22 protein-coding genes are annotated in these 23869 nt (G+C 62.7%); 12 read left to right on the forward strand and 10 right to left on the reverse strand.

The window, feature by feature from the left end; all coding sequences use genetic code 11:
- Position 1: 1 nt before the first annotated feature.
- The 5 genes from UW3_RS0105700 to choX all read right to left on the reverse strand — a co-directional run bounded on the left by UW3_RS0105700 (position 2) and on the right by choX (position 3984).
- Positions 2–256 carry a hypothetical protein gene (locus UW3_RS0105700; protein ID WP_026001204.1) on the reverse strand — a complete coding sequence of 85 codons (255 nt, stop codon included), beginning with the start codon at positions 254–256 and terminating at the stop codon, positions 2–4.
- 331 nt (positions 257–587) lie between these two features.
- Positions 588–1058 carry a thioesterase family protein gene (locus tag UW3_RS0105705; protein WP_010221330.1) on the reverse strand — a complete coding sequence of 157 codons (471 nt, stop codon included), beginning with the start codon at positions 1056–1058 and terminating at the stop codon, positions 588–590.
- 13 nt (positions 1059–1071) lie between these two features.
- Positions 1072–2037: an L-carnitine dehydrogenase gene (locus UW3_RS0105710; protein ID WP_010221331.1), complete on the reverse strand. Its 966-nt coding sequence runs from the start codon at positions 2035–2037 to the stop codon at positions 1072–1074.
- A gap of 15 nt (positions 2038–2052) precedes the next feature.
- Positions 2053–2937 carry a 3-dehydrocarnitine:acetyl-CoA trimethylamine transferase CdhC gene (gene cdhC, locus UW3_RS0105715; RefSeq protein ID WP_010221332.1) on the reverse strand — a complete coding sequence of 295 codons (885 nt, stop codon included), beginning with the start codon at positions 2935–2937 and terminating at the stop codon, positions 2053–2055.
- A gap of 102 nt (positions 2938–3039) precedes the next feature.
- Complete coding sequence (gene choX, locus UW3_RS0105720; RefSeq protein WP_010221333.1) at positions 3040–3984, reverse strand: choline ABC transporter substrate-binding protein; 945 nt, start codon at positions 3982–3984, stop codon at positions 3040–3042.
- A gap of 169 nt (positions 3985–4153) precedes the next feature.
- Between choX and UW3_RS0105725 the strand changes: the two genes are divergently transcribed.
- Positions 4154–5113 carry a GlxA family transcriptional regulator gene (locus tag UW3_RS0105725; RefSeq protein ID WP_010221334.1) on the forward strand — a complete coding sequence of 320 codons (960 nt, stop codon included), beginning with the start codon at positions 4154–4156 and terminating at the stop codon, positions 5111–5113.
- Here UW3_RS0105725 and UW3_RS0105730 read toward each other — a convergent pair.
- A complete protein-coding gene (locus tag UW3_RS0105730) occupies positions 5100–5519 on the reverse strand; it encodes a DUF3010 family protein (protein WP_010221335.1) in 420 nt (139 codons plus the stop codon). The two genes, UW3_RS0105725 and UW3_RS0105730, sit on opposite strands and share 14 nt — an antisense overlap.
- A 7-nt stretch (positions 5520–5526) precedes the next feature.
- A complete protein-coding gene (locus tag UW3_RS0105735; protein ID WP_026001205.1) occupies positions 5527–5934 on the reverse strand; it encodes a lysozyme inhibitor LprI family protein in 408 nt (135 codons plus the stop codon).
- Positions 5935–6128: 194 nt separating this feature from the next.
- On the opposite strand from UW3_RS0105735, the gene UW3_RS0105740 reads away from it, so the two are divergent.
- Together UW3_RS0105740 and UW3_RS0105745 are read left to right on the forward strand one after the other, a co-directional pair.
- Complete coding sequence (locus UW3_RS0105740; RefSeq protein WP_010221337.1) at positions 6129–6836, forward strand: winged helix-turn-helix domain-containing protein; 708 nt, start codon at positions 6129–6131, stop codon at positions 6834–6836.
- Positions 6837–8126, forward strand: coding sequence for an ATP-binding protein (locus UW3_RS0105745; RefSeq protein WP_010221338.1), 1290 nt, complete (start codon positions 6837–6839; stop codon positions 8124–8126). It begins immediately after the preceding gene.
- A gap of 3 nt (positions 8127–8129) precedes the next feature.
- On the opposite strand, the gene UW3_RS0105750 is transcribed toward UW3_RS0105745, so the two are convergent.
- Entirely contained in the window at positions 8130–9956 is a 1827-nt protein-coding gene (locus tag UW3_RS0105750) for a serine hydrolase domain-containing protein (protein ID WP_010221339.1), read from the reverse strand.
- A gap of 250 nt (positions 9957–10206) precedes the next feature.
- Between UW3_RS0105750 and UW3_RS0105755 the strand changes: the two genes are divergently transcribed.
- The 6 genes from UW3_RS0105755 (at position 10207) to etfB (ending at position 17927) form a co-directional block, all read left to right on the forward strand.
- Complete coding sequence (locus UW3_RS0105755) at positions 10207–11184, forward strand: dipeptidase (RefSeq protein WP_010221340.1); 978 nt, start codon at positions 10207–10209, stop codon at positions 11182–11184.
- A gap of 75 nt (positions 11185–11259) precedes the next feature.
- The gene (locus tag UW3_RS0105760) at positions 11260–11790 is read left to right on the forward strand and encodes a 4-vinyl reductase (protein ID WP_010221341.1); all 531 of its coding nucleotides are present in this window, start codon (positions 11260–11262) and stop codon (positions 11788–11790) included.
- A gap of 15 nt (positions 11791–11805) precedes the next feature.
- Positions 11806–13866 carry a dimethylglycine demethylation protein DgcA gene (dgcA, locus tag UW3_RS0105765; protein ID WP_010221342.1) on the forward strand — a complete coding sequence of 687 codons (2061 nt, stop codon included), beginning with the start codon at positions 11806–11808 and terminating at the stop codon, positions 13864–13866.
- Positions 13867–13968: 102 nt separating this feature from the next.
- Entirely contained in the window at positions 13969–15918 is a 1950-nt protein-coding gene (gene dgcB / locus UW3_RS0105770; protein WP_010221343.1) for a dimethylglycine demethylation protein DgcB, read from the forward strand.
- Positions 15918–17141, forward strand: a complete 1224-nt coding sequence (gene etfA, locus UW3_RS0105775) for an electron transfer flavoprotein subunit alpha (RefSeq protein WP_010221344.1) — start codon at positions 15918–15920, stop codon at positions 17139–17141. Before dgcB ends, etfA begins: the two co-directional genes overlap by 1 nt.
- A 15-nt stretch (positions 17142–17156) precedes the next feature.
- Positions 17157–17927 (forward strand): electron transfer flavoprotein subunit beta, encoded by a 771-nt coding sequence (gene etfB, locus UW3_RS0105780; protein WP_010221345.1) that lies wholly within the window; start codon positions 17157–17159, stop codon positions 17925–17927.
- 675 nt (positions 17928–18602) lie between these two features.
- Here etfB and gbcA read toward each other — a convergent pair.
- On the reverse strand, positions 18603–19895 hold the full coding sequence (gene gbcA / locus UW3_RS0105785) for a glycine-betaine demethylase subunit GbcA (RefSeq protein ID WP_010221346.1): 1293 nt from the start codon (positions 19893–19895) through the stop codon (positions 18603–18605).
- Positions 19896–20181: 286 nt separating this feature from the next.
- Here gbcA and gbcB point away from each other — a divergent pair, with 286 nt between their 5' ends.
- The gene (gene gbcB, locus UW3_RS0105795) at positions 20182–21282 is read left to right on the forward strand and encodes a glycine-betaine demethylase subunit GbcB (RefSeq protein ID WP_010221348.1); all 1101 of its coding nucleotides are present in this window, start codon (positions 20182–20184) and stop codon (positions 21280–21282) included.
- A 29-nt stretch (positions 21283–21311) separates the two neighbouring features.
- Here gbcB and UW3_RS30370 read toward each other — a convergent pair whose 3' ends face one another.
- Positions 21312–22937, reverse strand: a complete 1626-nt coding sequence (locus UW3_RS30370) for a methyl-accepting chemotaxis protein (protein WP_010221349.1) — start codon at positions 22935–22937, stop codon at positions 21312–21314.
- Between the two features lie 275 nt (positions 22938–23212).
- On the opposite strand from UW3_RS30370, the gene UW3_RS0105805 reads away from it, so the two are divergent.
- Both UW3_RS0105805 and UW3_RS0105810 read left to right on the forward strand, forming a co-directional pair.
- Positions 23213–23443, forward strand: a complete 231-nt coding sequence (locus tag UW3_RS0105805; RefSeq protein ID WP_010221350.1) for a hypothetical protein — start codon at positions 23213–23215, stop codon at positions 23441–23443.
- Positions 23440–23742: a cell division protein ZapA gene (locus UW3_RS0105810; RefSeq protein WP_010221351.1), complete on the forward strand. Its 303-nt coding sequence runs from the start codon at positions 23440–23442 to the stop codon at positions 23740–23742. The genes UW3_RS0105805 and UW3_RS0105810 overlap by 4 nt, the downstream gene beginning before the upstream one ends.
- Positions 23743–23869 lie beyond the last annotated feature (127 nt).

A 23869-nucleotide genomic window follows, 5' to 3' on the forward strand; every position in this document is an offset into this window, starting at 1 on the left:
GTTAACGATTCTGAAATTCGGCCAACGCCGGCAACAACTGCTTTTCGATCGCCTGGCGCACGGCCGGCAGAATGGTCGCATTGCCGGTGTACATCTGCTCGACCATACCCTTCAAGGCTTTGGCCCGCGGCTCACTCAAACCGCGCACCGCATACTCGCAGGCCTGTTCGGCGCTGGCCCCGCTCGGCATCTCGAAACCCAGGGCGCGCAGTTGGCCCAGCAGGTCGTCTTGATCAATCAAATCCGCATGCATCATGGTTGTTGTCCTTGTTTGCAGGTGTGATCGTCAGTCGATTCTGTGGGCAGCACCGCAGGGCGGCAAGGACAGAATGCCGCAATGGCCGCTTTACCTAAGCCCAGGTCGTTTTCGGGCAAATCGACGGGGAAGGGAGGCTGCACACTGAGGTCATGCACAGCAAAGGAAGGTTTGGTCACCCTCCGCTTGAAGCATGTTCATACTCGCTCTTGGCCCCGGTTGCTTCACGGCTTGCCGGGGTTATTTTTTGCCTGGATTCATCGCTGGCAAGCCAGCTCCCACAGGGATCACCGCCGCTTCTGTGGGAGCTGGCTTGCCAGCGATAGGGCGGTTACTTTGGCAACCCGATCACCCGGCCAACAAACTCGGCCGCCGGCAGGTCCGCCTGCTCATTCACGATCCCTTGCAAGCGCTCCACCACCCCGGGCGCGAATGGCGCCGACCTTGGCCCTGCCAGGTCCACATGCAGGAGCATCTGTTCGCTGGCCGCCAACGCCTGGTCAAACCCTTCGCGATGCAGGCTGTGATACAGCTGCAGGCGCTTGCGGTCAAAACCGATGACCTGGGTTTGTACCCACACCTGGGTGCCGAGCTTCACCTCGTGCTGGTAGTTCAGGTGGCACTCCAGGGTGAACAGCGAATTGCCGCTGGCGCTACGGTTGTCGCTGTCAAGGCCGATGCGGTCCATGAAGGCATCGGTGGCATAGCTGAAGATCAGCAGGTAGAAGGCATCGCGCAGGTGCCCGTTGTAGTCGACCCAGTCCGCCAGGACCGGGGTTTGGTAGGTGATCAATGCGGGCATCGCTGCACTCCGGTCAGTCGCTGAAGGCCATGCCGTGCTTGGCCTTGGTGGTTTTTACCGCATCCAGCACGGCCAGCAGGCAATCATCACGATAGCGCTCCAGCGAGCTGATGCTGCGTTCGCCCAGTTGTTCGCCGGTGCCCTCGACTACGGCGTCGATCAAGCCGTCGGTCAGCTCCGGGGCTGGCAGGTAGGTCCAGGGCAGTTGCAGCGCCGGGCCGAACTGGGCCATGAAGTGGCGCATGCCAGCATCGCCACCGGCCAGGGTATAGGTGAGGAAGGTGCCCATGAACGACCAGCGCAAACCCGCACCGAAACGAATGGCATCGTCGATTTCACCGGTGGTTGCCACGCCGTCGTTGACCAGGTGCAGCGCCTCGCGCCAGAGCGCTTCGAGCAGGCGGTCGGCGATAAAACCGGGTACTTCCTTGCGCACATGCAGCGGGCGCATGCCCAGCTGGGTGTAGACGATTTTTGCCGCTTCGATGGCCTCGGGCGCGGTCTTGTTGCTGCCGACGATCTCCACCAGCGGCAGCAGGTATACCGGGTTGAACGGGTGGCCGACCACGCAGCGCTCGGGGTGGGTCGAGGACTCGTAGAACTCGCTGGGCAACAGCCCCGACGTGCTGGAGCCGATCAATGCATCGGGCTTGGCCGCGGCGCTGATTTTGCTGTGCAGATCTAGCTTGAGGTCCAGGCGCTCGGGGGCGCTTTCCTGGATGAAATCGGCATCGCGCACGCATTCCTCGATGGTCGCCACAACGCGCAGACGGTCCGGTGATGCGCCGGGCGCCAGGCCTTGTTTTTCCAGGGCGGGCCAGGCATTGGCGATGCGTTTGCGCAAGGCTGCTTCGGCGCCAGGTGCCGGGTCCCAGGCCACTACGTCAAGGCCGTGGGCCAGGGCGCGGGCTACCCAGCCGCTGCCGATCACGCCGCTGCCCAAAGCTGCAAAGGTTTTGATTTCGGTGATAAAGCTCATCGGTTTCTCCAGCAATCAGCGACGGGTCAGGTTCATTTTGGCGCGGCCTTCGGCAGGGGTGAGCACCCGTGCGCCCAGGCGGCTGAGAATCTCGCTGGCGCGTTCTACCAGTTGGCCGTTGCTGGCCAGCACGCCCTTGTCCAGGTACAGGTTGTCCTCCAGGCCGACCCGTACATTGCCGCCGAGCAGCACCGCTTGCGCGGCCATTGGCATCTGCATGCGGCCGATGCCGAAGCCGGCCCAGGTCACGCCGGCTGGCAGGTTGTCGACCATGGCTTTCATGGTGGTGGTATCGGCCGGAGCGCCCCAGGGAATGCCCAGGCACAGCTGGAACAAGGGGTCGTCGAGCAGGCCTTCCTTGATCATCTGCTTGGCAAACCACAGGTGGCCGGTGTCGAAGATTTCCAGTTCGGCTTTGACCCCAAGTTCAGTAATGCGTCGGGCGCCAGCGCGCAATTGCGCCGGGGTCGAGACATAGATGCTGTTGCCGTCGCCAAAATTGAGGGTGCCGCAGTCCAGGGTGCAGATTTCCGGTAGCAACGCCTCGACATGGGCCAGGCGCTCCAGTGGGCCGATCAGGTCGGTGCCGGCGCCGAATTCCAGCGGGGTTTCGCCCGGGCCGATCTCCAGGTCGCCACCCATGCCGGCGGTAAGGTTGACGATGATGTCGACGTCCGACTCGCGAATGCGCTCCATGACTTCGCGGTACAGCGCGACATCACGGCTGAAGCGACCGGTTTGTGGATCCCGGACGTGACAGTGGACGACTGTTGCACCGGCTTTGGCGGCCTCTACCGCGGCTTCGGCGATCTGCTTGGGGGTCACCGGGACCAGGTGGCTCTTGCTGGCGGTGTCGCCGGCGCCGGTCAGGGCACAGGTGATGATGACGTCGTGGTTCATGAGCGGTTTCCTTCGGGCGAGTTGGGGCCGTCGCGGGGCAAGCCCGCTCCCACAGATGACCAGTTCCTCTGTGGGAGCGGGCTTGACCCGCGATTGGGTCTGTCAGTTAGCGGTCAGTTGCAGGTTTTCGGCGGCCGGCCTGCCGTCGAACGTGGTCACCCCTTCAAGCCAGCGCTTCTGGTCCTGGGGATGGTCCTTGAGCCACTGGCGGGCGGATTCCAGCGCGTCTTTGTGGTCAAGCAGCGGTTGCATCATGCGGCTCTCGTCCTCGGCGCTGAAGGTCAGGTTGGTCAGCAGCTGGTTGACGTTCGGGCAACGCTGGGCATAGTCCGGCGCGGTGACGGTCCACACCGTGGCCCGGCCTTCGTCCGGGCCCAGGGCGCCTTCGCTGCCGCTGAGGTAGGCCATGTCGATGTTGATGTTCATCGGGTGCGGCGCCCAGCCAAAGAACACCACCGCCTCCTTGCGTCGCACGGCGCGATCGACGGCGGCGAGCATGCCGGCTTCGCTGGACTCGACCAGCTGGAACTTGCCCAGGCCGAACTGGTTCTTGCTGATCATCGCCTTGATCTGGGTGTTGGCGCCCGAGCCCGGCTCGATGCCGTAGATCTTGCCGCCCAGCTCCTTTTCGAACCTGGCGATGTCAGCAAAGGTTTTCAGGCCCTTGTCGGCCAGGTACTGGGGCACGGCGAGGGTCGCGCGGGCGTCGTCGAGGCTGGGCTGGTCGAGGACCTTGACCTGTTTGGCGTCGATGAACGGGGTGATGGTCTGGGTCATGATCGGGTTCCAGTAGCCGAGGAACATGTCCAGGCGCTGGTCGCGGATACCGGCGAAAATGATCTGTTGCGAGGCGCTGGTCTGCTTGGTCTTGTAGCCCAGGCCATCAAGCAGGACCTGGGTCATGGCGCTGGTGGCCATCACATCGGTCCAGTTGACCACGCCAAGGCGCACGTTCTTGCAGGCGGCCGGCTCTGCGGCCATCACGTTGGTGCTGAGGATTGCGGTACCGACGAGCATCAGCAGGCTACGGCTGATCATTCTGTTCATGGTGGCTCCTCCAACGGCAGTTCTAATTGTTATAGGGGGCGGCCTCTGCGTGCCGTGTGATCAAACTACGCGGGTGCTGTGGGTAAAAATCGCACTCTGGCGACCGGCACTTGCACAGTGGCGACCAGCGCGCTATTAACCCAGCATCCGTGGCCGTCGAGTTGTCGCTATGCCCCAGGATTTCCATTTCTTGCTGTTGCCCGGCTTCTCCGCCATCGGCTTTATTTCCGCGATAGAGCCGCTGCGGGTGGCCAACCGCTTTCGCGGCGAGCTATATCGCTGGCAGGTGCTGAGTATGGATGGCGGCGCGGTGCAGGCCAGCAACGGCATGTCGGTGAATGCCGACGCCGCCCTGGAGCCGCTGGGCAAGGGTGCGACGTTGTTGCTGGTAGCGGGTTTCGAGCCGTTGCGCAGCTACGGCCCGGCCCTGCAACACTGGTTGCGCAAGCTTGATCACGAGGGCGTGGTATTGGGCGGTATCGACACCGGCACCGTGGTGCTGGCCGAGGCCGGGCTGCTCGACGGTCACCGGGTGACCCTGCACTGGGAAGCGCTGGAGGCCTTCAAGGAACGTTACCCGCAGTTGCAGGCAACCCAGGAACTGTTCGAAGTAGATCGCCGCCGTATCACCTCGGCAGGTGGCACCGCGTCGATCGACCTGATGCTCGACCTGATTGCCCAGGCCCACGGCCCGGAGCTGGCGATCCAGGTGTCGGAGCAGTTCGTGCTTGGCCGTATCCGCCCGCGCCAGGATCACCAGCGCATGCAGATCGCCTCACGTTATGGCATCAGCAACAAGAAACTGGTGCAGGTGATCGGCGAGATGGAGCGCAACACCGAACAACCGCTCAACACCCTGGTGTTGGCCGAATCGGTGCAGGTCACCCGGCGCCAGCTGGAGCGCCTGTTTCGCCTGTACCTGCACGACACGCCCAGCGGTTTTTACTTGCGCCTGCGCCTGGACAAGGCCCGGCAACTGCTGCGCCAGACCGATCTGAGCGTACTGGAGGTGAGCATCGCTTGCGGGTTCGAATCAGCGTCGTATTTCACCCGCTGCTACCGGGGGCGATTCGCGCGTTGCCCGCGGGAAGACCGCAAGGCCGGGGCCGTCAGCCTCAGCGGCGCTTGAGCAACAGCGCGCAGGCGCTCTTGTAGGCTTCGTGCTGGTACTTGTTCAACGAAGCAGGCAGTTCGATGTTGTGTTTCTTGGCCTGAGCGCTGACGGTCTGCGGTGAAACCAGTTCCACCTCGCAATTGTCCAGCAACTGCAATATGCCTTCGATCTTGAAGGTGGTCGGGCCACCCGCGAAGTCACCTTTCTTGCTGCGTTTCTTGATCGCCAGGTGGCTGATGCCATGTTCAGCGATAAATTGCCGGGCCTGCTGGGCAAAGACTTTGACGTTGTCCGCCAGTTCGTCATCTTCCAGGCCGATTTTTTTCGTGGCCAGGGCAAGATGCACAGGGCTGGTACCGTCCAGCGTGGCAACGGCGAGCAGCGCTTCGCTGCCTTTGATTTCAATTCCGCAGATTTTCATGCTGTTCTCAATCGGAGTTTTGCAGCCCCAGGGACTGCAAGTATTCGGAGCGATCATCGCTACGTTGGGCAAGGCAGGTGTTCAATGCCGCGTCGAAGTCCTTGCCGGGTTTTTGCTCAAAGGTCTCGACCTTGCAGTCGGCGTCGCGCAGCTGCTTCCACAGCGCTTGGGCGTCGTTCATGCGTTTGCTCACGTCACTGATCTTCGCGCTTTGACCGGCGTATTGTTCCTTGATTCGATCCAGCAGGTCAGTAAACGCGGCATCGAGTTCGCGTTCGGCGGTGGTGCGGCTGTATTGAGCGCATTCATAGCTTTGCTGGTCGGTTTCGACGTTGTCGCACGGGGTACTTTCGTCGTCCTCGGCATGGGCGCCGAATGCCAGCAATACCAGGGCCAGCCCTACCATCGTTCTCATCTGCGACATCCTCCGAAAGCTTGCGCGAACATGGGCGCCGATTCTCGCTCAGCGCCGCAGCAAAGAACAGGGTAGCCGTTGCACCTGTGAAAAAGCGTGCAGGCTGCGTGAACACTTATTCACAGACGTTTCATAAAGGTGCACATAAACTTGGCGTTTAGCCACTATCCTCACTCTTACCCTGTGGAAACGCCATGGAATGCTCCGGACTGATCAAGGTACTGCTGGTCGAGGATGACTTGAAGCTGGCCAGCCTGGTTGCGCATTTTTTAGCCGAGCACGGCTTCGAGGTGCACTGTGTGCACCGGGGTGACGAGGCACTGGAGGCCTTTTTGGGCTTCAAACCGGCGCTGGTGGTACTCGATCTGATGCTGCCCGGCCTGAGCGGCCTGCAAGTATGCCGGGCAATTCGCAGCCAGGCGGCCACGCCGATCGTGATCCTCACTGCTCGCGAGGATGATCTGGACCATATTCTCGGCCTTGAGTCCGGTGCCGACGACTACGTGATCAAACCGATCAAGCCGCCGGTGTTGCTGGCCCGGCTGCGGGCCTTGCAGCGGCGTAAGGGCAGTGACCCGAGCGAGCGCGACAGCCTCGAGTTCGGGCGCCTGAGTATTGACCGGGCCAGCCGCGAAGCACGCTTGGGCCAGCAGGTCATCGAACTGAGCACCATGGAGTTCGAGCTGTTGTGGTTGCTGGCCAGTTCCGCCGGGCAAATCCTTTCCCGCGACGATATCCTCAGCCATATCCGTGGCATCGCCTTCGACGGCCTCAACCGCAGTGTCGATGTCTACGTCAGCAAGCTGCGCAACAAGCTGCACGACAACCCGCGTGAACCGCTGTGCATCAAGACAGTGTGGGGCAAGGGGTATCTGTTCAACCCCTTTGCCTGGGAGCTGTAGATGCTGCGCCTGTTTCTTGGCCTGTTCATCACCCTGGTACTGGGCTTTGCCCTGGCGATCACCGCGGTCGACCATGTGTTCACCTGGCTGCTCAACGCCCCCACCGAGGTCTACCACCGCGAAGCGGTACGTGGGCCGGCGTACAGCCTGGTGGAGCAACTGCGCCCGCTGACCGCTGAGCAGCGCCAGCGGCGTCTGGACGAATTGCAGCCCAATTACGGCCTGGGCCTGAAACTGGTCGACGCCGGGCAGTTGCAGCTGGATGAGCGCGAGCGTCAGTTGCTGGCAAACCGGCAACTGGTGGTTCGCAAGGAGTTCACCCAGTTCATCAGCCCCATCGACGGTAGCAGCCAATTGCTGAGCATCGATTTGCCGCCTGAGCCCGAGCTGACCCGTACCTATACCGTCGGCGCCTACGCTATGCTCGGCGGCTTGATCGGTATTGCCCTGTTTCTCTGGGTATGGCCGCACTGGCGTGACCTTGAGCGCTTGCGCCTGGCGGCCCAGCGTTTTGGTGACAACGACCTGCGTTCACGCATCTACTTGTCGCGGCGCTCGAACATTCGGGAGCTGGCCGAGCACTTCAACCAGATGGCCGGGCGCATCGAAGGCCTGATCGCCAACCAGCGTGAGCTGACCAACGCAGTTTCCCATGAGCTGCGCACTCCCATTGCACGCCTGACCTTCGAACTCGAACAACTGCGCCGGCTGGCCCGCCAGGAAGGCTGCGGTGCGTTGATCGACGAAATGCACGCCGACCTGGGCGACCTGGAGGAGATGGTCTCGGAGTTGTTGACCTATGCCAGCCTTGAGCGTGGCGCCACCGAGATCAAGCGCGAAACCATCCAGGCCAACCATTGGATCGACAGTGTCCTGGGCAGTGTCGCTCTGGAGGCCGAGGCGGCCGGTGTGCAGCTGTCGCTTGAGGCGTGTACGGTACAGAGCATTCGTATCGAGCCGCGGTTCATGGCGCGGGCAGTGATCAATCTGTTGCGCAATGCCATTCGCTATGCCGCCGGTGAAGTCCGGGTCAGCCTGCAGCGAGAAGGTGAGCTGTATCGCCTCGTGGTAGAGGACGACGGCCCAGGCGTACCGCTTGCCGCCCGAGAGAAGATCTTCGAGCCGTTCTCGCGCCTGGACGCCAGCCGTGACCGGCGCACCGGTGGCTTTGGCCTTGGCCTGGCGCTGGTGCGTCGGGTCTCGCAATGGCACGGCGGCTATGCCCAGGTGGGCGATAGCCGCGAAGGTGGCGCCTGCTTCGTGTTGAGCTGGCCGCACGTCGATGGCTGAAACCTAGAGCTGCAGGCCGGCGTCCTGGTCTGGGCTGCGCACAAAGCGATAGCCGAGCACCCGCAAGCCGTCGCTACGCCGAGTCAGGGTGTTGCCCGCGCCCAATGCGCTGCCGGCCAGCAGGGCATGGGCGTCATCCAGTGGCTGGACCACGAATTCACCCAGGGTTTCGCCTTTGCGCCGGCCCTGGGCCAGCAGCAGGCCCTGATCGATGCGCAAGGTCAGGCCGTCGAGCAACGGTTCGCGCTCGTTGGGGCTGATCAGGCGATAGCGTCCGACACTGGCTTGCCAGTCGGCGGGTATCGGTCCGGGGTCAATGCGCTCGCCCAGTGGCAGGGTCTGGCCGTGGCGCCTGACTGCCAGCACTTCTTTGCCCGCGACGCTGATCACATCCAGCTGAAGTTGTTCGAGCAGGCCCAGATCCAGCGACCACAAGCCCAACAGTTTTTTCTGTGCCCGCAGCCAGCCTTGACTGTCGCGCAGCAGTTCGACGCGCTTGCCGCCCAGTTCGGCAAACAGTTGATGGCGCTGGTCCTTGAGGCGGATCACGCCCAACGGGCTGGCGTACAACCCGGCCAGGCGCTGGCGGTCGCGAGGGCTGGGCGCCGCGGCAGCGGCCAGCGGCGGCAGGCTCGGCGCACAGTCGCGCGGGCAGACGAGCTGGTTGCCTTGGGCCTGGAGCATCAGGCGCAGGGCCTGAGTGGCCACTTCGCTGACCAGTGCTTCGGCGGTGTCGGCATTGGCCATCACCACCACCGCCAGCTGTGGCTCGGGTAGCACGCTCAGTTGCGCGGCAAAATCGCCAGTCGAGCCACTGTGTTGCCATTGTTGCAGCTGCGGCCCGATGCGCGGGTCGCCGCAAGGGCCCAGGTACCAGGCAAGGCCTATAGGGCAGTCGAAGTCCAGGGCATTGGCACGGTTCTGTTGGCGGAACATCTCGGCAACCGACTGCTGGCTCAGCAGCTGCCTGCCATCGAAACGTCCCTGGGCGAACAGCATTTGCACGAACTGGCCAACATCCCGTGGCGTGGTCCACAAGCCGCCGGCGGGCAGGTCGCGGATCTCCTCGTCGCTGCTGGGCTGACCTTGCAGGTAGCCTCGGGCGCGATAGGGTTGCAGCTCGCTATTGCCGACGAAACTCGAATGTTCCATGGCCAACGGTTGCAACAGGTGCTGCTGCAGGCGGGTTTCAAATGGTTGCCCGCTGCTGCGCTCGATGGCTGCACCGAGCAGGGCAAAACCCAGGTTGGAATAGGCCATCTGCGTGCCCGGCGGATTGTTCAGCCACAACCCCGAGGCCTTCTGCGGCAGGTACTTCAATGGATCATCAGTGCGCAGGCGAGGCAGGAATTCGCTCGGCAGGCCGGCCTGGTGGCTGAGCAGGCGGCGCAAGGTGATGGCGTCGTTGGCGCTGCGGGCATCGGCGTGAAAGCGCGAGCGCACGCGAAACTCCGGCAGGGTGCGTGACAACGGTGCGTCCAGGCTCAGGCGCTGCTGCTCGACCAGTTGCAGGGTGGCGCTGGCAGTGAACAGCTTGGACAGAGAACCGGCGCGAAACGCCGTGGTTGGTGTTACACGCATGTGTAGCGCCTCGTCAGCCAGACCGAAACCTTCGGCCCAGACCAGCTCCTGGCCGTCGATCAGCGCCAGCGACAGGCCGGGCACGTGGTTCTTGCGCATCTGCTCGGGGATGCTCTGGCGCAAGTGTTCGATGACCGCCCGATAGTCGCCCTTGCCGATCGGCGGCAGGCTCGTCGGCGCCCGTTCGCCGCAACCGGTATTGACGAGCAGCAGGCCGAACAATGAAGCAAGGCGAAGCGAGCGAAGCATGAGGCACCTGGGCGGGAATGGCGGTCAGTGCATGCTAGGGCAGGGGCCTGCGGCAATCTTTGAGCGGATTGTCGGGAAACTGTTAAAGACTGTGCCACGGCGACCTGCAACGCCCCTTTGTCGCTCTTTGACGCTTTCGGCAATTCCCCTGTCGTTTTTGCATCTGGGCGACATTGCCCCTAGGCATATGCTGGCCCCAAAGCGCCGGCAGACGATTCGGCGCAGGTTTACCAATAAAGGGGACAGCCTGATGAGCCCAGCCGAATTACACGCAGACAGCATCGTTATCGACGGGCTGATCATTGCCAAATGGAACCGCGAGCTGTTCGAGGACATGCGCAAGGGTGGCTTGACTGCGGCCAACTGCACGGTGTCGGTCTGGGAAGGCTTCCAGGCCACGGTCAACAACATCGCCGCCAGCCAGAAGCTGATCCGCGAGAACAGCGACCTGGTGATGCCGGTGCGTACCACCGCCGACATCCGCAAGGCCAAGGAAGTGGGCAAGACCGGCATCCTCTTCGGCTTCCAGAACGCCCATGCTTTCGAAGACCAGATCGGCTATGTCGAGGTGTTCAAGCAGCTGGGCGTAGGCATCGTGCAGATGTGCTACAACACCCAGAACCTGGTCGGCACCGGCTGCTACGAGCGTGATGGCGGGTTGTCGGGCTTTGGCCGCGAGATCGTCGCCGAGATGAACCGCGTCGGGGTCATGTGCGACCTGTCCCATGTCGGTTCCAAAACGTCCGAAGAAGTCATCCTCGAATCGAAAAAACCGGTGTGCTACTCCCACTGCCTGCCTTCCGGGCTCAAGGAGCACCCGCGCAACAAGTCCGATGAAGAGCTCAAGTTCATTGCCGACCACGGCGGTTTCGTCGGCGTGACCATGTTCGCGCCGTTCCTGGCCAAGGGCATCGATTCGACCATCGACGACTATGCCGAAGCTATCGAATACACCATGAACATCGTCGGTGAAGACTCCATCGGTATCGGTACCGACTTCACCCAGGGCCACGGCCAGGACTTCTTCGAGTACCTGACCCACGACAAGGGCTACGCCCGGCGCCTGACCAACTTCGGCAAGATCATCAACCCGCTGGGCATCCGCACCGTGGGCGAGTTCCCCAACCTTACCGAGACCCTGCTCAATCGCGGCCATTCCGAGCGCGTGGTGCGCAAGATCATGGGCGAGAACTGGGTCAACGTGCTCAAGGATGTCTGGGGCGAATAAGCCGCCAGTAACCGTCTTCCGCCCCCTGCCACAGGCGCAGGGGCAGCCAACCAAAATTTCTGGAGTTCAGTTTCCATGGCCAAGATCGCCCCGCAATTGCCTATCGAAGTCGACAGCGAGACCGGTGTCTGGACCAGCGATGCCCTGCCGATGCTGTACGTGCCGCGGCATTTCTTCGTCAACAACCACATGGGTATCGAGGAAGTGCTGGGCGCCGACGCCTATGCCGAGATCCTCTACAAGGCCGGTTACAAGTCCGCCTGGCACTGGTGCGAGAAAGAGGCTGAATGCCACGGCCTCGAAGGCGTGGCGGTGTTCGAACACTACATGAAGCGCCTGTCCCAGCGCGGCTGGGGCCTGTTCAAGATCCAGGACATTGACCTGGACAAGGGCACTGCCAGCGTCAAGCTCGAGCACTCAGCGTTCGTCTATGTCTACGGCAAGGTCGGGCGCAAGGTCGATTACATGTTCACCGGTTGGTTCGCCGGGGCCATGGACCAGATCCTGGCGGCCCGCGGCAGCAACATTCGTACGGTCGCCGAGCAGGTCTACGGCGGTTCGGAAGAAGGCCACGACGATGGCCTGTTCATCGTCAAGCCGTTGTAAGTCGAGGATCCCGCCATGGCTTTCGAAGCAATGTTCCAGCCGATCCAGATCGGCAAACTGACCATCCGCAACCGGGTATTGAGCACCGCGCACGCCGAGGTCTACGCCACCGACGGCGGCATGACCACCGAGCGCTACGTGAAGTACTACGAAGAGAAAGCCAAGGGCGGCATCGGCCTGGCCATTTGCGGTGGCTCCTCGGTGGTGGCGATCGACAGCCCGCAGGAATGGTGGGCCTCGGTGAACCTCTCGACCGACCGCATCATCCCGCACTTTCAGAACCTGGCTGATGCCATGCACAAGCATGGCGCCAAGATCATGATCCAGATTACCCACATGGGCCGCCGCTCGCGCTGGGATGGCTTCAACTGGCCAACCCTGATGTCGCCATCGGGGGTGCGCGAGCCGGTGCACCGTGCCACCTGCAAGACCATCGAGCCGGAAGAGATCTGGCGGGTGATCGGCAACTACGCGCAAGCCGCGCGCCGGGCCAAAGAAGGCGGCCTGGATGGCGTCGAGCTGTCGGCGGTGCACCAGCACATGATCGACCAGTTCTGGAGCCCGCGGGTCAACAAGCGTACCGACGAATGGGGCGGCACGTTTGAAGGCCGGATGAAATTCGGCCTGGAAGTGCTCAAGGCCGTGCGTGCTGAAGTCGGCCCGGATTTTTGCGTGGGCATGCGCATCTGCGGTGACGAATTCCATCCCGATGGCCTTAGCCACGAGGACATGAAGGAAATCGCCAAGTACTACGATGCCACCGGCATGCTGGATTTCTTCGGCGTGATCGGTTCGGGGTGCGACACCCACAATACCCTGGCCAACGTTATCCCCAACATGAGCTTCCCGCCCGAGCCGTTCCTGCACCTGGCGGCCGGCATCAAGGAAGTGGTCAAGGTACCGGTGCTGCACGCGCAGAACATCAAGGACCCCAACCAGGCCACGCGCATCCTCGAAGGCGGCTATGTCGACATGGTCGGCATGACCCGCGCGCACATCGCCGACCCGCACCTGATTGCCAAGATCAAGATGGGCCAGATCGACCAGATCAAGCAGTGCGTCGGTGCCAACTACTGCATCGACCGCCAGTACCAGGGCCTGGATGTGCTGTGCATCCAGAACGCGGCAACCTCCCGTGAATACATGGGCGTGCCGCACATCATCGAGAAAAGCACCGGGCCCAAGCGCAAGGTGGTGGTGGTCGGCGCCGGGCCTGCGGGGATGGAAGCCGCTCGTGTGGCGGCCGAACGCGGCCATGACGTCACCCTGTTCGAGAAGAAAGACGCCATCGGCGGGCAGATCAGCATCGCTGCCAAGGCGCCGCAACGCGACCAGATCGCCGGTATCACCCGTTGGTATCAACTGGAGCTGGCGCGCCTGAAGGTCGACCTGCGCCTGGGCACTGCGGCCGATATCGACACCATCCAGGACTTGCGTGCGGACATTATCGTGCTGGCGGTGGGCGGCCATCCGTTCATCGAGCAGAACGAACACTGGGGCGCCGCCGAAGGGCTGGTGGTCAGCAGTTGGGACGTGCTCGACGGCAAGGTGGCGCCGGGCAAGAACGTGCTGGTGTACGACACCATCTGCGAATTCACCGGCATGTCGGTAGCCGACTACATCGCCGACAAAGGCAGCCAGGTCGAGATCGTCACCGACGACATCAAGCCGGGCGTGGCCATTGGCGGCACGTCGTTCCCGACCTACTACCGCAGCATGTACCCCAAGGAAGTGATCATGACCGGCGACCTGATGCTGGAAAAGGTCTACCGCGAGGGCGACAAGCTGGTGGCGGTGCTGGAGAACGAATACACCGGTGCCAAAGAGGAGCGGGTGGTCGACCAGGTGGTGATCGAGAACGGCGTGCGCCCGGACGAGGCGCTGTACTACGGGCTCAAGGAAGGTTCGCGGAACAAGGGTCAGATCGATATCGAAGCCCTGTTCGCGATCAAGCCGCAGCCGATCCTCAGCCAACCGGGCGAAGGCTACCTGCTGTACCGCATCGGTGACTGCGTGGCGCAGCGCAATACACACGCGGCCATTTACGACGCACTTCGGCTTTGTAAGGATTTCTAAGGCAGCTGCAAGCGGCAAGCTTCAAGCGGTAAGCAAGAGCAACGCGGTGTTGCCCTTGCTTGCGGCTTGAGGCTTGAGGCTTGCACCTGAAAGGTGCCTCTGATGTTGAACACCCTTATCCCCATCCTCCTGTTCGCCGCCCTGGGCCTTGCCGTCCTCGGCGCGCTGCGGCGCGTGCGGATGTGGCGCCAGGGTCGGCCGTCGAAGGTCGATCTGCTGGGCGGCCTGCTGGCCATGCCACGGCGCTATATGGTCGACCTGCACCACGTGGTCGCCCGCGACAAGTACATGGCCAACACTCACGTGGCCACGGCTGGCGGCTTCGTCCTGGCAGCGGTGCTGGCGATTCTGGTGCATGGCTTTGGCCTGCATAACAAGATCCTTGGGTTTGCCTTGCTGTTCGCCACCGTGCTGATGTTCGGCGGTGCGCTGTTCGTCTACAAACGCCGCCTCAACCCGCCAGCACGGTTGTCGAAAGGCCCGTGGATGCGCCTGCCGAAAAGCCTGCTGGTGTTTGCCGCGAGCTTCTTCATCGCCACCTTGCCGGTGGCCGGGATTCTCCCGCAGGGCTTCGGCGGCTGGCTGTTGGTGGCGTTGCTGGGGATTGGCGTGCTGTGGGGCGTGTCCGAGCTGTTCTTCGGCATGACCTGGGGCGGGCCGATGAAGCACGCCTTCGCCGGTGCCCTGCACCTGGCCTGGCACCGGCGCGCCGAGCGCTTTGGCGGTGGCCGTTCGACCGGGCTCAAACCCATCGACCTTGAGGACCCGCAGGCGTTGCTGGGGGTAGAAAAGCCCAAGGATTTCACCTGGAACCAACTGCTCGGCTTTGACGCCTGCGTACAGTGCGGCAAGTGCGAGGCCGTGTGCCCGGCGTTTGCCGCAGGCCAGCCGCTGAACCCGAAAAAACTCATCCAGGACATGGTCGTTGGCCTGGCCGGCGGCACCGATGCCAAGTTTGCCGGCAGCCCGTACCCTGGCAAGCCGATCGGCGAGCATGGCGGCAACCCGCATCAGCCGATCGTCAACGGCCTGGTCGATGCCGAGACCCTGTGGTCGTGCACCACCTGCCGCGCCTGCGTCGAGGAATGCCCGATGATGATCGAGCACGTCGATGCCATCGTCGACATGCGTCGCCACCTGACCCTGGAAAAAGGCGCGACGCCGAACAAGGGCGCCGAGGTGCTGGACAACCTGATCGCCACCGACAACCCTGGCGGCTTCGCCCCGGGTGGGCGGATGAACTGGGCGGCGGACCTCAACCTCAACCTGCTCGGTGACATCAAGACCGCCGAAGTACTGTTCTGGGTCGGCGATGGTGCCTTTGACATGCGTAACCAGCGCACCCTGCGGGCTTTTGTCAAAGTGCTGAAAGCTGCGCAAGTAGACTTTGCCGTGCTCGGCCTGGAAGAGCGCGACAGCGGTGACGTGGCCCGGCGCCTGGGCGACGAAGCGACCTTCCAGCAACTGGCCAAGCGCAATATCCAGACCATGGCCAAGTACAGCTTCAAGCGCATCGTCACCTGCGACCCGCACAGCTTCCATGTGCTCAAGAACGAGTACGGTGCCTTCGGCGGCAACTACCTGGTGCAGCACCACAGCACCTACATCGCCGAACTGATCGCCGCTGGTGCGCTCAACCTTGGCCAGCACAAGGGCGGCAGCGTGACCTATCACGACCCGTGCTACCTGGGTCGTTACAACGGCGAGTACGAGGCGCCGCGTGAAGTGCTGCGCGCCCTCGGCATCGAGGTCAAGGAGATGCAGCGTTCGGGCTTCCGCTCACGCTGCTGCGGCGGTGGCGGCGGTGCGCCGATTACCGATATTCCTGGCAAACAGCGTATCCCCGACATGCGCATGGACGACATCCGCGAGACCGCCGCCGAATTGGTTGCCGTGGGTTGTCCACAGTGCACGGCGATGCTCGAAGGCGTGGTCGAACCGCGTCCGTTGATCAAGGACCTGGCCGAACTGGTCGCCGACGCCATCCTCGAAGAACCGGCCTCGGCGAGCAAACCCGCCCCGGCAAAGCGTGAACCTGCGGAGGTGCACTGATGAGCGACATTATTCGCCGTGATCCGCGCGCCGAGTGGATCGCCCGTAACCGCCTGCACCCGCTGCACGCAGCCATGCAGCAGGGCCAACAGCACAGCTGGATGGGGCCCAACGGCATCATCCGCAAGAACCCCCATGGGATCGGCTTCATCGGCCCCAACGGTATCAAGCGCATCGACCGCAGCGGCGCCCAGCAGGGCGGCAGCAGCAAGCGCACGGCAGCAGTGGCGGTGCAATTGCCGCTGCACCAGGTGGCGCAGCCGGCGTTCTACATTGCCGTGGTCCCGGACATGGTCGGCGGGCGCCTGGGCAGCCACGACCGCGACCTGCTGGGCCTGGCCCACAGCCTGGCCGGCAGCGACGGCGCAGTGCTGGCGGTGGTGTTTGGCGAACACAAGGAAAGTAACTTTTCCACAGCCGGCGTTGATCGCCTGCTGGTGATCGAAGGCGAGGCGTTCGCAGGTTACGTACCGGAGCAACTGGTGCAGGGTCTGCGTGCTGTGGATAACCAGTACAGCCCGCGCCATTGGCTGCTGCCAGACAGCCGCACCGGTGGCGGCGAGCTGGGCCGGCGCCTTGCCGCGGCCATTGGCGAACGTCCGGCGACAAGAGTCTGGCAAGTCAAAGATGGGCAATGCAGCGGCCGTGCCGGCGCTGGCCAGCAGGACCTGATCCGCGGCCTGCCACGGTTGATCCTGGCGGCTGCCGAATGCGCGGAACCGGTCAGTGAAACTCGCCACGAAGCCTTGCCCGTGCAGTTATCCACAAGCGCGGCGCGCAGCTTGTCGCGTATCGAAGACCTCGGCCCGGTGGCCGTCGACCCGGCTGCCATTGCCATGGCCGAGGCCGAGTTCATTGTCTCTGGCGGCAATGGTGTCAAGGACTGGGAGCTGTTCCACCGCGCCACCGTTGCCCTCGGCGCTACCGAAGGCGCCTCGCGGGTAGCGGTGGACGACGGCTTCATGCCGCGCAATCGCCAGGTCGGTGCTACCGGTACCTGGGTGACCGCGCGGGTTTATGTGGCTGTGGGTATCTCCGGGGCGATCCAGCACCTGCAGGGCATCGGTGCCTGCGACAAGGTGGTGGCGATCAACATGGACCCGGGTTGCGACATGATCAAGCGTGCCGACCTGTCGGTGATTGGCGACAGCGCGGCGATTCTGCAAGCGCTGATCGAGGCTGTGGAAAACTACCGCAACGACGGCAAGCGCGATGCGGCCTAAGGGCAGGGGACAACTATGCACACCAAGGTCATCAGTCTGGTTTCAATCGGTGCCCACCCAAGCTCCGGCCGCAGCCGCCGCGCCGAGCAGGATGCCCGGGCAGTGGAACTGGGCCTGCAGCTGGCTGGGGATAACTTGCAGGTGCTGCATGCCGGCGACCCGCAGGAGCCGGCTTTGCGCGCCTACCTGGGCATGGGCCTGGAACACATCGACGTGCTCGAACAGCCGCAAGGCGCCGATGCCCTGGGCGTACTCGGTGACTACCTGCGCGACGCCGGTGCCCAGCTGGTGCTGACCGGCAGCCAGGCGGAAACCGGCGAAGGTTCGGGGATGCTGCCGTTCCTGCTGGCCGAGCGCCTGGGCTGGCCGTTGGTGGTGGGCCTTGCCGAAGTGGAGTCTATCCACAACGGCGTGGCCCAGGTCCTGCAGGCCCTGCCACGGGGCCAGCGGCGCCGCTTGAAGGTGCGCCTGCCGTTGCTCGCCACTGTGGATAACGCCGCGCCCAAGCCGCGCCAGAGCGCGTTTGGCCCCGCCCGGCGTGGTGTATTGGCGGCGCGCCAAGTAGCGATTGTCGCAGACGAGTTATTCACAAGTGCCGAACTGCAACCGGCCAAGCCGCGGCCTAAACGCCTCAAGGTGATCAAGGCCAAGAGCGGCGCCGACCGTATGAAAGCCGCCACCGCCAAGGCCAGCGGCGGCGGTGGGCAAGTGCTCAAGGACGTCAGCCCTCAGGACGGCGCGCAAGCCATCCTCAAGCTGCTGGTGGAAGAGGGCGTGTTGCGCTGACAGTTGCTCACAAAGTCTGTTGGCCGATCTGTGGATAAAGTGTTTGTGTATGGCTGGAGGGCACGCATTGCGTGCCCTTCGGCGTTATGGTCAAAAAATGATCAGGCTAAGTTGTGGATTTTTCGAGGTTTTCTTCCCAGGGCGGCAATGAGTTTGCCCACAATCGCTGTTGGCGGGTCTGTGGGTAATATGTTCGCCCATGGCTGAGAGGCCCGTGGCGCAAGGGCTGCGTAGGGTTGATCAGAAACTAGCCAATTGTCTTGTTTATGCCTGCTCAGGCCCGGTATTTCGGTCGCTCAAGGCGTTATCCACAACGGTTTTTTAGCGCTTCGACTTTTGCACACAAAGTCTGTTGGCGTCTCTGTGGATAAGGTGTTCGCCTTCCGCTGTGAGCCTTGTATTTAAAGGCGTGTAGAGATTTGATCAAATATTGATCAATAAAATTTCGCGGGAAAAACAACGACTTGCCCACATTAGCTGTGGGTTGTCCTGTGGGTAAAGTGTTTGCTGTGTGGACGGGCCCAGCAGGGCCGGGGGATTGCGGTAGGTGGTCAAAATTTGTACAGGCTGGTACGGCCCCATCGCTGGCAAGGCCAGCTCCCACAGGGTTTGCAGGTATACACACCACCTGTGGGAGCCGGCTTTGCCGGCGATGGGCCGCAAAGCGGCCCCGCTTTACTGCGCAGCCACACCCTTGAGGTAAGGCGCCGGTGCCGCCCCCAGGTTGCTCAGCATCCGCTCGCTGTACCAATCGACAAAGTTCACCACACCAAACTCGTAGGTCTTCGAATAAGGCCCCGGCTGGTACGCCGTCGAGTTGATCCCGCGCTGGTTCTCTTCCGCCAGGCGCCGGTCCTGGTCGTTGGTGGCATCCCACACCTGACGCATGCGCGCCGGGTCGTAATCCACACCTTCAACCGCATCCTTGTGCACCAGCCACTTGGTCGTGACCATGGTCTCCTGGGCGCTGATCGGCCACACGGTGAAGACGATCATGTGATCGCCCATGCAGTGGTTCCACGAGTGCGGCAGGTGCAGGATGCGCATCGAGCCCAGGTCCGGGTTCTTGATCCGGCCCATGAGCTTCTGGCAGCCCTGCTTGCCGTCCAGGGTCATCGATACCGTGCCCTTGAGCAGTGGCATGCGCACGATGCGGTTGCGCAGGCCAAAGCTGGCGTGGGCGTAGGGGATCTTCTCGGCATCCCAGGCGGCGGCGGAGGCCGCGACGTGGTCCTTGAACGCCTGGTCTGCGCGCGGGTCGGTGACGTCGTCCCATTCCAGCAGGGTTTTCAGCAGTTCAGGGTGCGAGCCGCTGCAGTGGTAGCACTCGCGGTTGTTTTCCAGCACCAGCTTCCAATTGGCCTTTTCCATCAAGGTGGTTTGTACCGCCACCTTGGTGTTCTCCATGTCGTAGGGTTCCATGTAGTGGTTCAGGGTGGCGAGGAAGTCATCGATCGCTGGCGGGTTTTCAGCCAGGCTGATGAAGATGTAGCCACCGGCGGTCTTGACGTTCACAGGCTTGAGCCCGTACTGCTTCATGTCGAAGTCGGCGCCCATCTCGGTGCCGGCGAACAGCAGGCGGCCGTCCAGCTCGTAGGTCCACTGGTGGTAGTGGCAGACCAGCTTGGCGACCTTGCCCTTGTCGCTGGTGCACAGGCGCGAACCGCGATGGCGGCAGACGTTGTGGAAGGCATGCACCTGGCCTTCGGCGCCGCGCACCACCAGGATCGGGTTCTTGCCGATCTGCAGGGTGATGAAGTTGCCCTTGGTCGGGATTTCGCAAGTCATCCCGGCGATCAGCCATTCCTTCTGGAAGATCTCTTCCATGTCGATCTGGAACAGGCGCTCGTCGCAGTAGAACGGCTGTGGCAGCGAGAAGGTCCGCTCGCGGCTCTGCAGCATCTCGGCGGTGGCCTTGCGTGCAGGTTCCAGTGGATCGCCCAGACTCAAAGTTGCGGTGACGTCCATCGTGTAGGTCCTCATGGCCAGTGCTTGTGGCCGGTGAAAGTGGCTAATCGTTGTTATGGCGACGCAAGGCTCAAATACAGCAGGATCATTTGCGATGGAGTGTGCGTTCGAAGTGCGCATGAACCATATCCATGGGCGACATGATCAGATCCGTTTCCGACGCGCCAGCCCCTGTAGCCGGGGGCTGGTCGCGATAAGCACGCCAATGTCGCGGATAGGTAAGTGTCGCCTGCGCGGCTTGCGCAGAATCGCAGCCATCAGGCCGCAGTCGGCCGTGGAGACGAGCATGTCCAACAGCTTCCTCAATCCGGTCAGCACCCAGACCTGGGCCAACGGCCGCCATATCGTGCGTTGCGTCAAGGTGATCCAGGAAACCTGGGATGTGCGCACCTTCTGTTTCATGGCCGACCAGCCGATCATGTTCTTCTTCAAGCCCGGGCAGTTCGTTACCCTGGAGCTGGAGATCGACGGCGAGCCGATCATGCGTTCCTACACCATCTCCAGTTCACCGTCGGTGCCTTACAGCTTCTCGGTGACCATCAAGCGTGTACCCGGTGGCAAGGTTTCCAACTGGCTGCACGACACCCTGCACGAAGGCCAGGAGCTGGCGGTGCACGGACCGGTGGGGCTGTTCAACGCCATCGACTTCCCCAGCCCCAAGGTGCTGTACCTGAGCGGCGGCGTCGGCATCACCCCGGTGATGTCCATGGCCCGCTGGTTCTACGACACCAACGGCAATGTCGACATGGTTTTCGTCCACAGCGCGCGCTCGCCGAAAGACATCATCTATCACCGCGAGCTGGAGCACATGGCCTCGCGGATCGACAACTTCAGCCTGCACATCATTTGCGAGAAGCACGGCCTGGGCGAGCCCTGGGCGGGCTACCGCGGCTACCTGAACCAGAAACTCATGGAGTTGATCGCCCCGGACTATATGGAACGGGAGATCTTCTGCTGTGGCCCGACGCCGTACATGAACGCGGTCAAGCGCTTGCTGGAAGGCAGCGGCTACGACATGAGCCGCTACCATGAGGAGTCGTTCGGCGCGACCCCGGCCGAGGTCAAGGCCGATGCCGTCGAGCACGCCGAACAGGCCGCTGAAGCCGCCGAGCTGGACGCCGGCGACCTGCACCAGGTGGAGTTCACCGCCACCGGCAAGAGCATCCGCGTGGCCCCGGGCGAGACCGTGCACGCGGCGGCGGCCAAGCTCGGCCTGATGATCCCCAAGGCCTGCGGCATGGGCATCTGCGGCACCTGCAAGGTGCTCAAGCTGGGCGGGGAAGTGGAGATGGAGCACAACGGCGGCATCACCGATGAAGACGTCGCCGAAGGCTATATCCTTTCGTGCTGCAGCGTACCGAAAGGGGATGTGCGGATCGAGTACTGAGTAGCGACTTGACCCGCGATGCGTTTGCGTTACACGCTGAAACGTGCCACCAGCCCGCTCAGGTCCACCGCCAGGCGCGACAGTTCGGCGCTCGCTGCGCTGGTCTGGTGGGCGCCGGTGGCCGACTGCACCGACAGGTCGTTGATGTTGACCAGGTTGCGGTCCACTTCGCGGGCGACCTGGGCCTGCTCTTCGGCCGCGCTGGCGATCACCAGGTTGCGCTCGTTGATCTCGGCCACCGCACCGGTGATGGTTTCCAGCGCCAGGCCGGCGCCGCGGGCGATGTTCAGGGTCGACTCGGCACGCTCGGTGCTGTTGCGCATGGAGTTGACCGCTTGCTCGGTGCCGCCCTGGATGCTGCCGATCATCCGTTCGATTTCGCTGGTCGACTGCTGGGTGCGGTGAGCCAGGGCGCGTACTTCATCAGCGACCACGGCAAAGCCGCGACCGGCCTCACCGGCACGGGCCGCTTCGATGGCGGCGTTCAGGGCCAGCAGGTTGGTCTGGTCGGCCAGGCCGCGAATCACGTCGAGCACTTTGCCGATATCGCGCGATTCTTCCGCCAGGTTGCCGATCAGTTCGGCAGTGCCTTGCACGTCGGTGCTCATGCGCTCGATGGCGCTGACGGTTTCCATCACCAGGTCACGGCCGTCGCCGGCCGAGCGGGTGGCTTCCTTGGAGGCTTCCGAGGTGCTCACGGCATTGCGTGCCACTTCTTCCACGGCGCTGGTCATCTCGGTGACGGCGGTGGCGGCCTGTTCGATTTCGTTGTTCTGCTGCTGCAGGCCACGGGCGCTTTCGTCGGTGACGCTATTCAGCTCTTCAGCCGCCGACGCCAGTTGGGTCGCGGAGCCGGAGATCTGCTGCAGGGTATCGCGCAGCTTGTTCTGCATCTTGGCCATGGCTTTGAGCAGGCGCGCCGCTTCGTCCTGGCCTTCGGCCTGGATGCTGCGGGTCAGGTCGCCTTCGGCGATACGCTCGGCAGCCTGCAGGGCCTCGTCGATCGGCTTGACGATACTGCGGGTCAGCAGCAGCGCGCAGACCAGGGTCAAGGCGGTGGCGGCCAGCAGCAGCCCGATCACCAGAGCGACCGCACTGGAATACTGGTCGGCAGCGGTGCGGTTGATCTCGCGGGTCTGCTCGGTATTGATGCTGATCAGTTGATCCATGACGCTGTTGATCTGCTCGGAGCTGTCGAGCATGTCGCGGTTGATCAGATTGCGCAGGCTGTCCAGGTCATTGTTCTGCGATGCCAGGCGCATGCGGTTTTCCAGTTGGCGGTACTGGCTCAGCAACTGCACGTACTGGTTGTAGGCGGCGCGTTCCTGGCTGCCGGAGATCAGCGGCTCGTACACCCGGCGCGCGTCATCGATCTGCTGGTTGCGCTGGTCGACCAGCTTGAGGGTGGCCTGCAGGGTGTCGGCTTCGCGGTTGAGCAGCAGGCGGTACGACAGGGTGCGCAGGCGCAGGGTCAGCTGGGTCAACTGGTCGAGGTTGGTGATGCTCGGCACCGTCGAGTTCTCAATGGTTTCGCCGGCCTGGCGAATCTTGCTCATCTGGTTCAGGGCGAACAGACCCAGGGCCAGCATCAGTGCACCGATCAGAGCAAAGCCCAGAAGCGCGCGCGGGGCGATATTCATATTGCGTAGGGACATGGTGGTATCCAGGAAGGGAAAAGGGCACGCGAACCGTGCGCCAGAATCAGGACTGCCATGCCTATCGGTCGGCCGGGTAAAGACTTGAGCCGACGACGACAAAATTGTGAGCCAGCTATCTTTTTTCCTGACCGGTGGTAGGCAAAACGGGGAACCTGACCGACATCGGTGGGTCAATCTGCACCAGGCCGACGTGTCTAAACCCGATATCCCTGGCGAGCACGCGGACTTTTCTTTATCGTGTGCGCCCCCTGAAACACCCCGAGAAGGCAATCATGTTGGAAACTTCCCTTAGTCAACTGGAGCAACTGGTCAGCGACCTGGTGCAGAAGAATCAGGAACTGACCGAGCGCAACGCGCAGATCAGCGCCGAACTGGCCCAGGCCAAAGACGAAAACGACAGCCTGCAACTGAGCCTGCTGGAGCAGGAAGAAAAGCAGGGCGCTACTGCCGCACGCATCCAGGCCCTGGTTGAGCGTGCCAGCGTTGGTACCGTGAACGCATGAGAACCTCAGCGCAGCCGATCAATGTCGTGTCGATCCTCGGCAGCGATTATTCGATCAAGGCCCCCGAAGGCCAGGAGCAGGCGCTGGCGCAAGCAGTGCAAATGCTCAATGCTTCATTGGCCGATACCAAGCGTAAATACCCGACCCTGATCGGTGACAAGCTGCTGGTACTGGCAGCCCTCAACCTGTGCTCGCAGCAGATCGAACTGCAACAGCAGCACCAGCAGGCCCTCGACCGTTACCAAGAGCAAGTCAACGCCACGGTCGATGTGATTGCCCGGACCATCAGCAACAGCTGATCGCGTCAAGCCCCTCGCTAGACCTTTTTGCCAGCTCACCACCTTCGGGAGGGTGGGCCGGCATTGCTGTGGATTGGATTGTATTTTCTGTTGTATACAATTGGCCTGTCTCTTGCACTACAGGGCT

This window comes from Pseudomonas donghuensis, assembly GCF_000259195.1.
Taxonomy (GTDB): domain Bacteria; phylum Pseudomonadota; class Gammaproteobacteria; order Pseudomonadales; family Pseudomonadaceae; genus Aquipseudomonas; species Aquipseudomonas donghuensis.

Bases quoted from the DNA above. Each gene is read 5' to 3' on its own strand.
- UW3_RS0105700 (WP_026001204.1), bottom strand. From the start codon at position 256: ATGATGCATGCGGATTTGATTGATCAAGACGACCTGCTGGGCCAACTG.
- UW3_RS0105705 (WP_010221330.1), bottom strand. From the start codon at position 1,058: ATGCCCGCATTGATCACCTACCAAACCCCGGTCCTGGCGGACTGGGTC.
- UW3_RS0105710 (WP_010221331.1), bottom strand. From the start codon at position 2,037: ATGAGCTTTATCACCGAAATCAAAACCTTTGCAGCTTTGGGCAGCGGC.
- cdhC (WP_010221332.1), bottom strand. From the start codon at position 2,937: ATGAACCACGACGTCATCATCACCTGTGCCCTGACCGGCGCCGGCGAC.
- choX (WP_010221333.1), bottom strand. From the start codon at position 3,984: ATGAACAGAATGATCAGCCGTAGCCTGCTGATGCTCGTCGGTACCGCA.
- UW3_RS0105725 (WP_010221334.1), top strand. From the start codon at position 4,154: ATGCCCCAGGATTTCCATTTCTTGCTGTTGCCCGGCTTCTCCGCCATC.
- UW3_RS0105730 (WP_010221335.1), bottom strand. From the start codon at position 5,519: ATGAAAATCTGCGGAATTGAAATCAAAGGCAGCGAAGCGCTGCTCGCC.
- UW3_RS0105735 (WP_026001205.1), bottom strand. From the start codon at position 5,934: ATGAGAACGATGGTAGGGCTGGCCCTGGTATTGCTGGCATTCGGCGCC.
- UW3_RS0105740 (WP_010221337.1), top strand. From the start codon at position 6,129: ATGGAATGCTCCGGACTGATCAAGGTACTGCTGGTCGAGGATGACTTG.
- UW3_RS0105745 (WP_010221338.1), top strand. From the start codon at position 6,837: ATGCTGCGCCTGTTTCTTGGCCTGTTCATCACCCTGGTACTGGGCTTT.
- UW3_RS0105750 (WP_010221339.1), bottom strand. From the start codon at position 9,956: ATGCTTCGCTCGCTTCGCCTTGCTTCATTGTTCGGCCTGCTGCTCGTC.
- UW3_RS0105755 (WP_010221340.1), top strand. From the start codon at position 10,207: ATGAGCCCAGCCGAATTACACGCAGACAGCATCGTTATCGACGGGCTG.
- UW3_RS0105760 (WP_010221341.1), top strand. From the start codon at position 11,260: ATGGCCAAGATCGCCCCGCAATTGCCTATCGAAGTCGACAGCGAGACC.
- dgcA (WP_010221342.1), top strand. From the start codon at position 11,806: ATGGCTTTCGAAGCAATGTTCCAGCCGATCCAGATCGGCAAACTGACC.
- dgcB (WP_010221343.1), top strand. From the start codon at position 13,969: ATGTTGAACACCCTTATCCCCATCCTCCTGTTCGCCGCCCTGGGCCTT.
- etfA (WP_010221344.1), top strand. From the start codon at position 15,918: ATGAGCGACATTATTCGCCGTGATCCGCGCGCCGAGTGGATCGCCCGT.
- etfB (WP_010221345.1), top strand. From the start codon at position 17,157: ATGCACACCAAGGTCATCAGTCTGGTTTCAATCGGTGCCCACCCAAGC.
- gbcA (WP_010221346.1), bottom strand. From the start codon at position 19,895: ATGGACGTCACCGCAACTTTGAGTCTGGGCGATCCACTGGAACCTGCA.
- gbcB (WP_010221348.1), top strand. From the start codon at position 20,182: ATGTCCAACAGCTTCCTCAATCCGGTCAGCACCCAGACCTGGGCCAAC.
- UW3_RS30370 (WP_010221349.1), bottom strand. From the start codon at position 22,937: ATGTCCCTACGCAATATGAATATCGCCCCGCGCGCGCTTCTGGGCTTT.
- UW3_RS0105805 (WP_010221350.1), top strand. From the start codon at position 23,213: ATGTTGGAAACTTCCCTTAGTCAACTGGAGCAACTGGTCAGCGACCTG.
- UW3_RS0105810 (WP_010221351.1), top strand. From the start codon at position 23,440: ATGAGAACCTCAGCGCAGCCGATCAATGTCGTGTCGATCCTCGGCAGC.